This window comes from Paracoccus sp. KR1-242 (assembly GCF_049446195.1).
Lineage (GTDB): Bacteria > Pseudomonadota > Alphaproteobacteria > Rhodobacterales > Rhodobacteraceae > Paracoccus > Paracoccus broussonetiae.
In genome coordinates this window covers 55,230-68,310 of record NZ_JBMSED010000014.1, presented here as the reverse complement: position 1 = coordinate 68,310, position 13,081 = coordinate 55,230, and the positions used below count along the sequence as shown (strand labels likewise).

The window sequence follows — 13,081 nt, the reverse complement described above, 5'->3', positions numbered from 1 at the left end:
CTTCACCGCCCCCTGGCTTCAGCGCCAGCCATCGCCCGAACTGCCGTTTCCCGTGCCGCGGCAGCTTCCAGGAATGCCGCTGCCGACCATGTCAGGTCCAGGCATGAAGCCGGAGATCCGGTGACGCGATCGAACTGTTCCGGCAGGGGGCCCGCAGGACGTGGCGCAACCCGCTGGATCAGGTGCAGCCATGCCTCGGCTTTGGCGAAAGCCGCGTGGTCGCCTGTCTCGGCCGCGATGCGGTAATGCAATTCGGCAAAGCCCAACGTCGTCGGATACCAGGGGTTTCCGTCGAAATAGGCGTCCCCGCCCCAGCGGCCAATGGCAGGCACGTCGCGTCCGCGATTGATGGGGTAAAGCCGCGCGAATTCCCGTTCCAGCGCCGCGGCGGTCGCAAGGGCGCGCTGCCCCGTCATGGCAAAGGGACCATCCACACGACGGGCATTGAGAAGCGCAAGGCAGGTGGCACTGTCCAGAACGCCATTGGGCGCCTCGATGCTTTCCCGCCAGCCACCGGTCTCCGGATCCTCGGCCTGAACCATCAGCGCCTCGATCCGCCGGGCTGCCGCCAGCATCAGGCCGCCGGGATCACCAAGCCGGACGATCCCCCGGTCCAGCGCATCCCACGCAACCAGCAGCGTGAAGGTGGAGCGCCGCGGCGGTGCTTCCTCCCACGGACCGATGCAGGCGCGGCCCGCGACCCGAAGGACATGCGCCAGGTCACGCGCGATCAGGGCCTCGGCGCTGGGAAGCGCAAGATCGGGCAAATCCGCCAAGACGGACATCAGGGCCGAGGCGCGCAATGCCGGGCCGTCATCTTGCGGTCTGCTCCAATTTTCTGGGTCGGGCGATCCATCCGGCGCCACGCGTGGCTCGCCCTGCCACGCATCGCCATGCAGCGCCGCCAGTTCCGCATCCGGACGCAGGAAACGGCTATGGCTGGGCAGGGTTGATCCGCGCAGCGGATTCACTGCCGGTCCGTTGCGTCCTGGGTCCGAGATCGACAGGGAAAACCCGATGAAATCCCCGATGAAACGCAGCCAGAACGAACGCGCCGCCGGATCGGCCGCGATGGCCAGCGGCACCGCCCGCAGGACGATGGCGGAATCCCGTATCCAGTGGTGGAAGTAATCGGGCTCGGGATCCCAGTTCGCGACGCGCGCAGAGGCAAGGACCGAACCCGCGACCGGCCGCACGGTCCAGCCGAACCCTGCGCGATGCCGGCTTAGATGCGTCGCCGAGCAGGCATTGCGCATCGCTTGGGCCGAGGCAACGTGTTGCGCCGCGATCCAGTCAGGGTCGGGTGTGCCCACCCTAGACACCCAGCGCGGACAGGGCGACCGCCAGGACGCGGGCGCAGGCTTCACCCGCCGGGCAGTGATGCTCATCGGGCAAGGCGGCAAAAAAGCGGGCATTCGGGGCCGCCGCGAAATAGGCGCGGGCATCCTTCAGCGGGATCAGCCCGTCTGCCGCCCCCGTGACCACGGCCAAGGGCGCCGACACCCGGTTCAGGGCGGCTTCGGCATCGGCGGTCTGCATCTCGGCGAAATAGGCAGGAGCCTCGCGGCGGACCTCTTCGATCGCGGCCGGTCCCATCGCCTCGCGCGCGGCAAGCAGGACACGCCCCGACATTGGCGGAGACATGGCCAGAACGTGATGCGTCTGGGCCGAACCCGCCGCAAGATGTGCGACGGCGAAGCCGCCAAGGCTGTGCCCCGCCAGACCCCGAGCACCTTTGGACCATTCCTGAGCGACCCAGGCCCAGGCAATTGCCGCGGCGCTGGTGTGACCAGAGAAGGTCAGCTGTTCCGGCGGACCGGAATTCGGCAGGGCCACCGAATGGGGCAGCTCGGGCGCTACGACGCGCCATCCGCGCGCCAGATAGGCATTCGCAATCTCGGCAATCTGGATTTGTCCGGGGGCACCATTGCGGCCGTGGACCAGCAGCACGGTGCCACCGGGCGGCGGACCGGGTTCAGCCACCACCAAAGGCATGAGGCCAAAGGACGTCTCGAGATCGACGCGACGTGCCCCGTCGGTCCATGTGGTTTGCGGCTCCTCCACGGTATCGATCCTTCTGTAGGGCCCCGCGCCGGGGGCGTCGGTCAGGCCGGCAGGTTGTCCCTTAGGAAGATGGTTGGATTCACCTCGGGATGCACCACCGGCAATTGGTCGGCAATGGTCTTCATGGCTTGGATGGCAAGGGCAATTTCCTGATCCGGCTTCTGATCGATGACCGCATCGATCAGATCCGCTTCCAGCGCCGCGCGGGAATGTGCGGTCAGCTCGTGCAGGACCACAAAGGGACGCGGGCCGGTGATCTGCCGCAGGATCTGGATCAGCGCGCGGTTGCCGGCACCGATGGAATAGATGCCGGTGATCTGCGGGTCCGACGCCAGCGCGGCAGCCAGCTTTTCCCGCATCGCCTCGGGACGGTCCAGAACTTCCAGTGGGGACAGCAGATGCAGGTCTCTCCCTGGTTCGGCCAGTACCTCGCGCGCGCCGGAAAGCCGGTCGCGGTGATCGCGCGAGTCAAGCTTGCCCAGGATCGGCAGCACCCTTCCCGATCCGCGACCATGGGCGAAGCGCAGCAACCGGCCCGCGGTGCGGCCCGCTGCGACATTGTCGATCCCGACATAAAGTGAACGCGCGTCGATGGCCGCATCCGACACCAGCGTCACCACCGGGATGCCGATCCCCTCCAACCGCTCGACGGCCAGGGTCAGGGCGGCGGAATCGCTGCCGATGATGCCGACACAATCACACTCGCCCGCCCCAATCCGGGACAGTTCCGCGGCAAGCGCATCGGCGTCCAGCGGCGGAACGTCATGGACCGTGATCTGCACCCGCTCGGCCAAACGCTGCTGGACCTGGCCCTCCACCGCCCGCCGCAGGACCGAGAAAAACCCATGATCGCCAAAGGGCAGATAGAAGCGAAAATCGTAACTGCGCCGCCGCGACAGGTTCGCGGCATGAATGTCGCGCTGATAGCCAAGTTCCTCGATGGCGCGCTGGACGCGCAGGATCGACTTCTCGGCCACCCCGCCACGCCGGTTCAGGACGCGGTCGGCGGTCGAATAGCTGACACCTGCCGCCCGTGCCACATCATGCAGCGTCGGGTTTGGCATGCGGGATTCTCCTCCGAGGGCAAGGGTTCCAAACGCGATGGCAGACGTCAATCATGATTTTGACATACGTCTTTCTTTTGTTTTTGACAGGTGGTCACGCCGGGCGCAGTGTTGATGCAGATCCGGCGACTCGACCGGATGGTCGCATCTATTGGGAGGTAACGATGCGCACTGTCATTCTGGCCGCCGTCCTTGCGACGGTGGGCTTTTCAACGGCATCCCTTGCACAAAACATGACCGTCGGCGTGTCCTGGTCGAACTTCCAAGAAGAGCGCTGGAAGACCGATGAAAAGGCGATCAAGGACGCGCTTGAGGCTGCGGGGGCGAAGTATGTCTCGGCCGACGCGCAATCGTCCTCGGCCAAGCAGCTTTCCGATATCGAGGCGCTGATCGCGCAGGGTGTGAACGCGCTGATCGTGCTGGGCCAGGATACCGAGGCCGTGGTGCCCGCTGTCCAGGCCGCCGCCGACGAAGGCATTCCGGTCGTCGCCTATGACCGCCTGATCGAGGATCCGCGCGCCTTCTATCTGACCTTCGACAACGTCGAGGTCGGACGCATGCAGGCCGCCGAGGTCTTCAAGGCCGCGCCCAAGGGCAACTACGTCATGATCAAGGGCTCGCCCACCGATCCCAACGCCGATTTCCTGCGCGGCGGACAACAAGAGGTCATCCAGAAGGCGGTCGACGCGGGCGACATCAAGATTGTGGGCGAGGCTTATACCGATGGCTGGCTGCCCGCCAACGCGCAGAAGAACATGGAACAGATCCTGACCCAGAACGACAACAAGGTCGATGCGGTCGTGGCCTCGAATGATGGTACGGCGGGCGGTGTCGTGGCCGCGTTGACGGCGCAGGGGATGCAGGGCATCCCGGTTTCCGGGCAGGATGCCGACCATGCCGCGCTGAACCGCGTCGCGCTTGGCACTCAGACGGTGTCGGTCTGGAAGGACTCGCGCGAGTTGGGCAAGAATGCCGCCGAAATCGCGCTGGCGCTGGCGGGCGGCAAGGCACCCGCCGAGGTGCCGAATGCGATCAAGTTCACCACGCCCGGCGGAAAAGAGATGAATGCGATCCTTTTGACCCCGGTCGCGATCACCAAGGACAATCTGTCCACCGTGGTCGATGCCGGCTGGATCACCAAGGACGCGCTGTGCCAGGGCGTCCAGAACGGCCCTGCGCCTTGCAACTGACGGGACAGGTGGCGGCGTTCGCGCCGCCACCGCACCACGAGGATGAGTGATCTTTCCCCCGCCGCCCCGCCCGGTCGCCGCAATGTGCTGGATCAGCTTGAGATCGACCTGAGATTGCTGGGCATGATCGGGGCCTTTGCGCTGGTCTGCCTGTGCTTCTGGATCGTGACCGATGGCCGTTTCCTGTCGGCACGCAATATCTTCAACCTGACCATCCAGACGGTTTCGGTCGCGATCATGGCCACGGGCATGGTCTTCATCATCGTCTGCCGTCATATCGACCTGTCCGTCGGCGCGATCCTGGCGCTGGCCTCGGCAGTGATGGGGATGATGCAGGCGCGGTGGCTGCCGAATGTCTTCGGGCTGGGGCTGGGCCATCCGCTGATCGCCCCACTGACCATGCTGTCGGGCCTGCTGGTCGGAACGGCGATCGGCGCGTTGAACGGCTGGCTGGTCGGCTATCAGCGCATCCCGGCCTTCATCGTCACGCTGGGGGGGCTGCTGATCTGGCGCTATGTGGGCTGGTACCTGACCGCGGGCCAGACCATCGCACCGCTGGACCAGACCTTCCTGCTGTTCGGCGGGGCCGAGGGGACGCTGGGCGTCACCGCAAGCTGGGTTGTCGGCGCCCTTGCCTCGGCCGCGGCGCTTTGGGTGATCTATAGCGGTCGTCGCCGCAAGCAGGCGCATGGCTTTCCCGCGCGGCCCATCTGGGCCGAGGGCGCGGTCATGGTGCTGGTCACTGCCACCATCATGGGTTTCGTCGCAATTCTGAACGCTTATGAGGTGCCGCAGGCCAAGCTGAAGCGCATCTTCGAGGCGCGGGGAGAGGTCATGCCTGATGGTTTCACGGCGGGCTACGGGTTGCCGATCTCGGTCCTGATCCTGATCATCGTGGCTGTGGCGATGACCGTCATCGCGCGGCGCACCCGTTTTGGCCGCTACATCTTTGCCACCGGCGGCAACCCCGATGCGGCCGAGCTTTCGGGCATCAACACCCGGCTGCTGACGGTCAAGATCTTTGCATTGATGGGCTTCCTGTGCGGGCTGTCCGCCATCATCGCGCAAGCCCGGCTGCAATCGCATCCAAATGACATCGGCACTCTGGACGAATTGCGCGTGATCGCCGCGGCGGTCATCGGGGGGACCGCGCTGTCGGGCGGGATCGGCACGATCTATGGCGCGATCCTTGGCGCGCTGATCATGCAAAGCCTGCAATCGGGCATGGCCATGGTCGGGGCCGACGCGCCGCTGCAGAACATCGTGGTCGGCGTGGTGCTGGTTCTGGCCGTCTGGATCGACATCCAATACCGCAGAAGGCTGGGCATGAGATGACACCGCTGGTGGAAATGCGCGACATCTCGATCGCCTTCGGGGGGATCAAGGCGGTGGATCACGTCTCGGTCGATCTTTACCCGGGAGAGGTCGTGGGCCTGCTGGGACATAACGGGGCCGGGAAATCGACGCTGATCAAATGCCTGTCCGGCGCCTATCGCCCCGACGCGGGCGAAATCTTCGTCGACGGGCAAAAGGTCGATATCCGCAATACCCGTGACGCCCGTGCCCTGAATATCGAGACAATCTACCAGACACTTGCGCTGGCCGACAATCTGGACGCGGCCTCGAACCTGTTTCTGGGTCGCGAATTGGTCACCCCTTCGGGCCTGCTGGACGAGTCCCGGATGGAGGCCGAGACGCGCCGCATCATGACGCGATTGAATCCCAATTTCCGCAAGTTCGCGGATCCCGTCATGGCCCTGTCAGGCGGTCAGCGGCAATCCGTGGCGATCGCGCGCGCGGTTTATTTCAATGCCCGCATCCTGATCATGGACGAACCGACCGCAGCGCTTGGCCCGCAGGAAACCCAGATGGTCGCCGAACTGATCCAAGAATTGAAGCGGCAGGGCCTGGGCATCTTTCTGATCGAGCATGACATCCATGCCGTGATGAAACTTTGCGACCGCGCCGTCGTGATGAAGAACGGCAAGCGGGTCGGCACGGTCAGGGTGGACGAGGTCACAGATGACGACATCCTTGGTATGATCATCATGGGCAAGAAACCCGCGCAGGCCGCCTGAAAGCATTGGCTCAGAGGCCGGCGATCCGCGCCGGCCTCTGCACGTCAGTTACAGGTCAAAGACGAAATCGCCGATATCCAGCTGATTCAGCCGAAAATCATGCAGCGTCACGCTGGTATTCGCATCCAGTGTGATCACGACGTTCGTCCCGCTTTGCACGGCCGAATTGATCGCGCCGCGGACCTGCGCAACGCTGAAATCGTCAAAGAACAACCGGTCCGTGCCGTTCTGGAAGTCGCTGACGATATCGCGCCCGTCTCCATGTTCGAACTTGAAGAAGTCGACGCCGGATCCGCCCACCATGCGGTCAACCCCTTTTCCGCCGTCCAGCGTATCCCGACCTGCGCCACCATTCAGGAGATCCGCACCATCATCCCCTTCCAGCTCGTCGTTGCCTTCGCCCCCGTAAAGCGAGTCATTTCCGGAATCGCCTTCAAGCTCGTCATTGCCCACGCCGCCGGACAGAAAGTCATGACCCGCGCCGCCTTCAAGGTCGTCGTCGCCGACATCGCCCAGCAGGCGGTCATTGCCGTCTCCGCCTTCAAGCGTGTCTGCCCCGGTGCCCCCATACAGCGAATCCGCGCCCGCGCCGCCGAAAAGCCGGTCATTGCCCGCACCGCCAGAAAGGAAATCGTTCCCGGCCTCGCCGAACAGGCGGTCATGGCCGTTTCCGCCCTGGACGGTATCGTTGCCGCCGCGGCCATATAGTGTGTCGTTACCGTCAAGGCCGAACAAAGTGTCGGCCAGCAGCGTGCCGATGCGGATGTCGTTGCCTGAGGTTCCAAGAATTCTTGCCATGATCGTGGTCCTGTGATTGTGGCCCTTCCCTGGCCGGGCTGTCCGCAATCCGGATCGCCACGGCTTGAGAAGGAACCTAGCACCACCCACCTGACAGCACGCTGACGCGGCTTGTCAGCGTCCTGCAAGTTTGTGCCGCAGTTGGTCAGGTCTGGACTTCACCACTGCGCCCCTGCATCGTCCACGCGCCAATCTGCACGAGGAACGCGTCATGACCACGATTCTGGGCCTGTCCGGCAGCCTGCGCCGGGGTTCCTTCAATGCGGGCCTTTTGCGCGCCGCGGCCGAGCTTGCCCCGCAAGGCACGACCATCGAGATCGGCAGCATTCGCGACGTGCCCCTGTATGATGGCGATCTTGAGGCGCGGGACGGGATCCCGCCCGCCGTCGCGTCGCTTCAGGCCCGGCTGAAGGCGGCGGATGGTCTGCTGCTGGTCACGCCCGAATATAACAACGGCATCCCCGGTGTCTTCAAGAACGCCATCGACTGGATGTCGCGCGGCGAAGGGCTGGGACATTTCGTCGCCAAGCCCGTGGCCGTCATCGGTGCATCGCCCGGCGGCTTCGGCACGATCATGGCCCAGAACCACTGGCTGCCGGTGTTGCGCACGCTGCGCTGTGCGGTCTGGGCCGAAGGTCGGCTTCTGGTGTCGCGCGCAAGCGGATTGTTCGATGCCAATGCCGATCTGACGGACGAGAAATCCCGCGCCGCCCTGTCCGATTTCATCGCTGGGTTTGCAGCCAGCCTGTCCGCCCGGCAAGTCTGACAGCCTGCGAAGGCCCCCGCCCTGCCGCGGCGGCGCCCCGACCCGCGCTTGAAGATTTGACCCACCGATGCGATATGAAGGCTCGTGAGGACGACCTCTCGAGATGGTTTCTTGCCGGGACGACCCGGCACCAGTTTGAGGTTGCCATGCGCTCCCCGCTTGATCGCCTTCGCCACGCTCTCAGTTTCGAGATCATTGCCCTGCTGCTGGTGACGCCGCTGGGGGCTGCGGTCTTTCACATGCCGATGCACGAAATCGGCGTCGTCGGCGTGGTGGGGGCCAGCCTCGCGACGCTGTGGAACATGATCTACAACTACATCTTCGACCTGGGCCTGCGTCGCCTTACCGGCACGACCCGGAAAACGGCGCGCATCCGGGTCGTTCACACGGTCCTGTTCGAAGCCGGCCTTCTGGTCATCCTGATGCCCTTCATCGCCTGGTACCTGGGCATCTCGCTGTGGCAGGCCTTCGTGATGGACGTGTCCTTCGCGCTCTTCTACATGGTCTATGCATTTGGCTTCAATTGGGCCTATGACCGGCTGTTCCCCTTGCCGGAGTGGAAAAACTCCCCTTCGGCCCAATGACGGGCGCCAAGGATCCAGCCATTCCGCCCAGTGGCCGATCATGAAAAAACCCCCGCGGCAGCGCCTGTCGGGGGTTCGTTCATTGAAGGCTGGGGGGCGTCAGGCGCCGCGCGCCACGCGTTCGATATCGCCACGGCTCAGGCCGATATCGTCAAGCTCGCGGTCGGTCAGGCGGTTCAGCTCGCGGCGGGTTGCGCGCGCTTCGTTCCAGCCGCCGATCATCGCGGAAAGACGCGAAACGGCGTGGCCAAGGCCACCAGCGACTTCATTGCGGTTCATTTCAACGACGGACATTTCATACCTTTATCATCTTGCCCAATCCCTGGGCTTTGCTTCGGACAAGGCGGATATAATCGGCGCAATCCGGGAAACCAGCCGCCGGTTTGGCAAGGCCGCTATGCAAATGGCGCAAGCTTGATTTAGCGACCTTCGCGGGGATCATTCGTGGCAAGTCCGCACAATTTGGGTGCACCATGCGCGTTGTTATGGAAGCGCAAAGACGATCATTTACAGAACCCGGGTCCGGGCCTAGCATTCACCTGCAGTAGTTTTGCATTGTGAAAGGGTAATCGACCAATGAGTTCACCTATCCTCTCGAAACTGAATCTCTCGAAAATCCTGATGCTCAAGGGTGGCGTGGCGGCTTCGGCGCCCAAGATCGGCGAACCCGGCGTTCCGACCTGACAGCCTGTTCCATAGGGCGCGAAACCGTTCCCGCCAGCCCTTGCGGTTGGCGGGTTCCGTTTGTGTGGGCGTGACGGCAGGCAGGTCAAGCACTTGCGCCCCCTGCGGCCAATTGAGCGGTCCTATACCTTCCGCGCAAAGCACCGGCGCGATCTGCCACGGGCCGGGCTCGGCCAGGGCGGTCAGTCGAACGTGCCAGTAACGACCACGGCGCTCGGGCAGCGATGCCACGTCGAATAGGTCGGGCCGCGCCAGCGGCAGGGCGCCTTGCCGCCCCAACAGGGGCGCCAGAACGACCGCGCTTGTCCCCGGCGGTACCTGTCGCACGGGCAAGGTCAGCGTCCAGCCGCCATTTCCCGTCCGCACCCCCCAGCACTGCTGCGCGCTCGCCCGTGGCCGCCAGCCTGTCTTGGGAAGGGGGGCAAGGATCGCGGTCGCGAGCGCGCCGATATGCTCGGGCCGGAAATACTCGCCATGATTTCCTGCGATGATGCGCAACTCATATGCGGGAAACAGCGCCCGCCAATTCGCGTGTCGTCGCTCCATCGCCGCGGCATCGCCCCGGATCAGCGGATTGAATCGGCTCGTCCGCCCGAAGATCATGCGGACAGGAACCGGCAGCGGAAGCTGCCAGCCCGCATCCAGGGTAATGAACCCCCGCAGATCGGCGCCAGCGGCAATCAGGTGCAGCGCGATATGCCAAGCCACCTCGGCGGATTGGCAATTGCCACCGACGATGCAGGGACCAGTGCCGAAGCGTTCCAGCAGGTGCCGGGCATAGATCTGGGCCACATCGGCAACAAGTCGGGTGGATTCGCGCGTGGGCTTGTCGACGATCTCGTTCAGCGAGCGTGATCCGATGATGGGCTGGCCCGCAGGCATGTGCGCCGCCAGCGCAGGCAGTTCCGCCGCCGTGTTGAAGGTCCAGAAGATCGGGGGCTGCGTGCCCTCCAGCCGGACGCCGCGCAGACATCCCGCGGGGTCGATCCTTTCACCCGGCCAGCTGCGGCTGACCAGTTCGATCCGGCGCATCACGGTGGCGAGATCGACCGGAGCGGGATCGGTCACCGGGCGGGTCATGCGCGGCGTAGTTTCTGAAGCACCCGTCCCGACATCTCGGCCGAACTGGGGCAGTCGAGCAGCAAGGCAAACTCCAGGTTGATTCCGACATGGGCCGAGATTGCGTCGATCAGGTCGGCAGCCTTCAGCGAGTCCCCGCCAAGATCGAAGAAATTCTCGAAATCCCCCACCTCGCAGCCCAGTGTCTGCGAGAAAAGCCGGTTGATGTCGCGTCGCAGGGTCGGTTCATCCATAAGCGTGCTCTCAGATAAAGGTCAGGTCTTGGGGTGCAAGGCGCAGACGCTCGACCAGCGCGGCACGAGGGATCTTGCCCCCTGCGGTCAGGTCGGCAGGCGCAAGGCGGATCAGATGCTCGGGCTGCTCATGGCTGACCAGATGGCGGCGCAGCGCCGGACCGATGCCCTTGGCGGCCAAGTCTAGCGGCAGGACAGCAATGGCCAGCCCGTCTTCCCTGGCGGCGTCCCGCAAGGGCAGGACCGCCACGGCGCGCAGCAGCCCGCTGGACATCAACTTCGCCTCCAGCACATCGGCCGAGAAATTCACGCCATAGCGGCAAATGATCCCTTCGCCGCGCCCGGCGACGAACAGGAAGCCTTCACCGTCAAGCCAACCGTGATCGCCGGGAAACGCCTGCCGGGAAACGCCATCGCCCAAGGGCGGACGCGTGACCCGGATGCGACCCGTCCGGCCCGGCGGCAGGACGGTGCCGTCTGGATCCACAATATCCAGCCCGCCGCCGGAGGGCAGGCTGATCCGTCCGCAGGAGGCCGGTTTCCGCTGCAGATCGGCGCCCGAGATATGGCTGATCACACCTGTTTCGGTCGAGCTGTAGGTCATCAGGTAGCCAGGGCAAAGCCGCGCCTGCGCCGCCAGCTTGTCCGCTACCGGGGCGGGGCCGCCGATGCTTTGCAGCTTCAGAAGATGGGGATAGCGGGGCACGGGACCGGGATCGCGCGCGGCATGGTCCAGCAATGCCCGGATCAGATGGGGCGGCAGGCTGCATTCCTCGACTTCGGGCCTGCGCAGCGCGCGATCAAGCTCGGGGATCGAGAACAGCAACTCCATCGCGTGGATGCGCTTGCCCGCCAGCAGGTTGCGCCACCAGATATGCCGCGATCCACCAAAGGCCACGCTCAGCGGCGACAGCGCCTGCCCCCAGGGGCCGCGTCGGCCGTCCCGGGCGGCCTCTAGCGCCATGTCCAGCAACCGGCGCTGATCAAGGGGGATCAGCTTTGGCTCTCCACTGACGCCGGAACTGGTGATGAACTCTGCAATCTGGTTCGCCAACGGGTGGCAAGGCGTGAAACCAGCCAGGGGAAGATCATCGGGGTCCGGCAGGAGCAGGACCGCCGCATCGACATCCCGCAGCCGCGCTTGCGAGGCCAGGATCACCAGCGGACCTGCCCGACGCAACCAGCCCTTGGCGTCGGCCGGCGACAGGCGAGGGTCAAGGAACAAGGCCGTCTTGCCCAGCCGCCAGCAGGCAAGCGCCGCGGCGATCATCCAGCTGTTGCGGTGCAAGGCAAGGCCCAGCGTCGGAATATCGGCGCATCCCGGCTGGCGGACCAGCCACGCCGCGATGGCGTCCGCGCGGCGCAGCAGGTCACCTCCGGTCAGGCTGCGCCCCGGTTCCCGGATCACCTCGCGCGCGGTATCCCGGACCAGCCTGTGCCGCAGGGCCTGGGCGAACCCCGCCTCGCCCATCATCCGGCGCGGACCCGTTCCAGGGCCGCATCCTCGACCGCATCGCTGGCATCGGCGACCAGACGCGCGCCCTGCGCGGTCAGCCTGCCATGCTCGCGGACGATGCCCAGTCCGTCCCGAAAGGTGGCCAGCGCCTGGTCGACGTCCTTGCCGAGCCGCAGAGCCTCATCATCAGACAGCGCGTTCCCCGCCGTTGAGAGCACTGCCCGGCCACAGACCGCCATTCGCGCCGAGACCCAGGTCGCGTGAAACACCCCCTCCATCGGGCGGGGTTGTTTCCGCAGGGGCGAGCGGAAGGTTTCCTCGGGGCCATTCAGCACGACCTCGTCATCCAGATGCCAGCAAAACAGCCGCAGATGCGAGGATTCATGGATCAGCGTCATCAGGACATGGGCCAGATCGTTGCGGTGCAGCGGGTTCATCAGGATCGCGCCGAACAGATCGAAGCTTGAGCCGCCGGCGAAGCCTTGCCGCCCATCCGCGCCGCCATTCACCGCAAGGAACACCTCCGAGACGAGCAGCCGCAATTCGGCCCGCCAATCCGGAGCCGCCAGCGCAAGAAGCGCATCGGCCCGCGCAATGGTCGCGGCCATGGCTTCCGTGGCCTCGGGGGGTGGTGCGGTCAGGGACGTGGTCAGGCCCACATCATCGGCCAGGGCACGCGCGATCAGTTCCGCCCGGGCGCTGCCAAGCCGATCCGCCGCAAGCGGGCTGACGACTGGACCTGGCGAGGGGTGGTCGCGGAAATCCCATGCCGCGAACCGGCGGCGCGCCAACGCGAATGCCTCGGCGTTTTCGGCCAGCAGGCTGTCGCGCAAGGCCATGTGCAACGCGAACAGGGCCGGTTCGGGAAACTGCGCGCGCAGGCGACCCAATCCTTCGGTGATCGCCGCGACCTCGTCAGGTTCGGGCGGAATCACTTCGGTCAGCAGATGGGTCAGGGACAGGTGCAGGCGGTCGTGCAGGTCGGCTTGCAAACGCAGCATCCCCGCGGGATCGGGAAGAAACAAACTTGCCATTCAAATGCTCCGGCAGGAACGGAAGGCGTCACAATGATTACCCGTCGATC

14 protein-coding genes are annotated in these 13,081 nt (G+C 65.1%); 5 read left to right on the top strand and 9 right to left on the bottom strand.

Annotated features, from left to right (window positions below; all coding sequences use genetic code 11):
- Nucleotides 1-2 precede the first annotated feature (2 nt).
- Genes ACO2Q4_RS19915 through ACO2Q4_RS19905 form a run of 3 tightly spaced genes read right to left on the bottom strand, consistent with a single transcriptional unit; the run spans nucleotide 3 to nucleotide 3,128 of the window.
- Nucleotides 3-1,313 (bottom strand): glycoside hydrolase family 15 protein, encoded by a 1,311-nt coding sequence (locus ACO2Q4_RS19915; protein WP_423321410.1) that lies wholly within the window; start codon nucleotides 1,311-1,313, stop codon nucleotides 3-5.
- A 1-nt stretch (nucleotide 1,314) separates the two neighbouring features.
- Nucleotides 1,315-2,064 (bottom strand): alpha/beta hydrolase, encoded by a 750-nt coding sequence (locus tag ACO2Q4_RS19910; protein ID WP_423321408.1) that lies wholly within the window; start codon nucleotides 2,062-2,064, stop codon nucleotides 1,315-1,317.
- Between the two features lie 41 nt (nucleotides 2,065-2,105).
- Nucleotides 2,106-3,128 carry a LacI family DNA-binding transcriptional regulator gene (locus ACO2Q4_RS19905; protein WP_423321406.1) on the bottom strand — a complete coding sequence of 341 codons (1,023 nt, stop codon included), beginning with the start codon at nucleotides 3,126-3,128 and terminating at the stop codon, nucleotides 2,106-2,108.
- Between the two features lie 164 nt (nucleotides 3,129-3,292).
- On the opposite strand from ACO2Q4_RS19905, the gene xylF reads away from it, so the two are divergent.
- From xylF to ACO2Q4_RS19890, 3 genes are read left to right on the top strand one after another with little or no spacing between them, the layout of a single operon-like run.
- A complete protein-coding gene (gene xylF / locus ACO2Q4_RS19900; RefSeq protein ID WP_311761160.1) occupies nucleotides 3,293-4,318 on the top strand; it encodes a D-xylose ABC transporter substrate-binding protein in 1,026 nt (341 codons plus the stop codon).
- A 42-nt stretch (nucleotides 4,319-4,360) separates the two neighbouring features.
- Nucleotides 4,361-5,653 carry a sugar ABC transporter permease gene (locus ACO2Q4_RS19895; RefSeq protein WP_423321403.1) on the top strand — a complete coding sequence of 431 codons (1,293 nt, stop codon included), beginning with the start codon at nucleotides 4,361-4,363 and terminating at the stop codon, nucleotides 5,651-5,653.
- Complete coding sequence (locus ACO2Q4_RS19890; protein WP_423321401.1) at nucleotides 5,650-6,396, top strand: ATP-binding cassette domain-containing protein; 747 nt, start codon at nucleotides 5,650-5,652, stop codon at nucleotides 6,394-6,396. The genes ACO2Q4_RS19895 and ACO2Q4_RS19890 overlap by 4 nt, the downstream gene beginning before the upstream one ends.
- A gap of 48 nt (nucleotides 6,397-6,444) precedes the next feature.
- Here the strand turns inward: ACO2Q4_RS19890 and ACO2Q4_RS19885 are convergent, their stop codons facing one another.
- The gene (locus tag ACO2Q4_RS19885; RefSeq protein ID WP_423321399.1) at nucleotides 6,445-7,194 is read right to left on the bottom strand and encodes a calcium-binding protein; all 750 of its coding nucleotides are present in this window, start codon (nucleotides 7,192-7,194) and stop codon (nucleotides 6,445-6,447) included.
- A 211-nt stretch (nucleotides 7,195-7,405) separates the two neighbouring features.
- Between ACO2Q4_RS19885 and ACO2Q4_RS19880 the strand changes: the two genes are divergently transcribed.
- Both ACO2Q4_RS19880 and ACO2Q4_RS19875 read left to right on the top strand, forming a co-directional pair.
- Nucleotides 7,406-7,960 (top strand): NADPH-dependent FMN reductase, encoded by a 555-nt coding sequence (locus tag ACO2Q4_RS19880; RefSeq protein WP_395135536.1) that lies wholly within the window; start codon nucleotides 7,406-7,408, stop codon nucleotides 7,958-7,960.
- A gap of 146 nt (nucleotides 7,961-8,106) precedes the next feature.
- Nucleotides 8,107-8,544 (top strand): PACE efflux transporter, encoded by a 438-nt coding sequence (locus ACO2Q4_RS19875; protein ID WP_423321397.1) that lies wholly within the window; start codon nucleotides 8,107-8,109, stop codon nucleotides 8,542-8,544.
- A gap of 99 nt (nucleotides 8,545-8,643) precedes the next feature.
- Here ACO2Q4_RS19875 and ACO2Q4_RS19870 read toward each other — a convergent pair whose 3' ends face one another.
- The 5 genes from ACO2Q4_RS19870 to ACO2Q4_RS19850 form a co-directional block, all read right to left on the bottom strand.
- On the bottom strand, nucleotides 8,644-8,838 hold the full coding sequence (locus tag ACO2Q4_RS19870; protein ID WP_311761166.1) for a DUF1127 domain-containing protein: 195 nt from the start codon (nucleotides 8,836-8,838) through the stop codon (nucleotides 8,644-8,646).
- 288 nt (nucleotides 8,839-9,126) lie between these two features.
- Nucleotides 9,127-10,308: a hypothetical protein gene (locus ACO2Q4_RS19865; RefSeq protein WP_423321395.1), complete on the bottom strand. Its 1,182-nt coding sequence runs from the start codon at nucleotides 10,306-10,308 to the stop codon at nucleotides 9,127-9,129.
- The gene (locus ACO2Q4_RS19860; RefSeq protein WP_311761169.1) at nucleotides 10,305-10,541 is read right to left on the bottom strand and encodes an acyl carrier protein; all 237 of its coding nucleotides are present in this window, start codon (nucleotides 10,539-10,541) and stop codon (nucleotides 10,305-10,307) included. The genes ACO2Q4_RS19865 and ACO2Q4_RS19860 overlap by 4 nt, the downstream gene beginning before the upstream one ends.
- Before the next feature lie 10 nt (nucleotides 10,542-10,551).
- Nucleotides 10,552-12,015 (bottom strand): class I adenylate-forming enzyme family protein, encoded by a 1,464-nt coding sequence (locus ACO2Q4_RS19855; protein ID WP_423321393.1) that lies wholly within the window; start codon nucleotides 12,013-12,015, stop codon nucleotides 10,552-10,554.
- Complete coding sequence (locus ACO2Q4_RS19850; RefSeq protein WP_423321391.1) at nucleotides 12,012-13,031, bottom strand: aKG-HExxH-type peptide beta-hydroxylase; 1,020 nt, start codon at nucleotides 13,029-13,031, stop codon at nucleotides 12,012-12,014. The genes ACO2Q4_RS19855 and ACO2Q4_RS19850 overlap by 4 nt, the downstream gene beginning before the upstream one ends.
- Nucleotides 13,032-13,081 lie beyond the last annotated feature (50 nt).

Coding starts and splice junctions, on each gene's coding strand:
- ACO2Q4_RS19895 (WP_423321403.1), top strand. CDS start 4,361: ATGAGTGATCTTTCCCCCGCCGCCCCGCCCGGTCGCCGCAATGTGCTG.
- ACO2Q4_RS19865 (WP_423321395.1), bottom strand. CDS start 10,308: ATGACCCGCCCGGTGACCGATCCCGCTCCGGTCGATCTCGCCACCGTG.
- ACO2Q4_RS19870 (WP_311761166.1), bottom strand. CDS start 8,838: ATGTCCGTCGTTGAAATGAACCGCAATGAAGTCGCTGGTGGCCTTGGC.
- xylF (WP_311761160.1), top strand. CDS start 3,293: ATGCGCACTGTCATTCTGGCCGCCGTCCTTGCGACGGTGGGCTTTTCA.
- ACO2Q4_RS19890 (WP_423321401.1), top strand. CDS start 5,650: ATGACACCGCTGGTGGAAATGCGCGACATCTCGATCGCCTTCGGGGGG.
- ACO2Q4_RS19885 (WP_423321399.1), bottom strand. CDS start 7,194: ATGGCAAGAATTCTTGGAACCTCAGGCAACGACATCCGCATCGGCACG.
- ACO2Q4_RS19860 (WP_311761169.1), bottom strand. CDS start 10,541: ATGGATGAACCGACCCTGCGACGCGACATCAACCGGCTTTTCTCGCAG.
- ACO2Q4_RS19855 (WP_423321393.1), bottom strand. CDS start 12,015: ATGATGGGCGAGGCGGGGTTCGCCCAGGCCCTGCGGCACAGGCTGGTC.
- ACO2Q4_RS19905 (WP_423321406.1), bottom strand. CDS start 3,128: ATGCCAAACCCGACGCTGCATGATGTGGCACGGGCGGCAGGTGTCAGC.
- ACO2Q4_RS19880 (WP_395135536.1), top strand. CDS start 7,406: ATGACCACGATTCTGGGCCTGTCCGGCAGCCTGCGCCGGGGTTCCTTC.
- ACO2Q4_RS19850 (WP_423321391.1), bottom strand. CDS start 13,031: ATGGCAAGTTTGTTTCTTCCCGATCCCGCGGGGATGCTGCGTTTGCAA.
- ACO2Q4_RS19875 (WP_423321397.1), top strand. CDS start 8,107: ATGCGCTCCCCGCTTGATCGCCTTCGCCACGCTCTCAGTTTCGAGATC.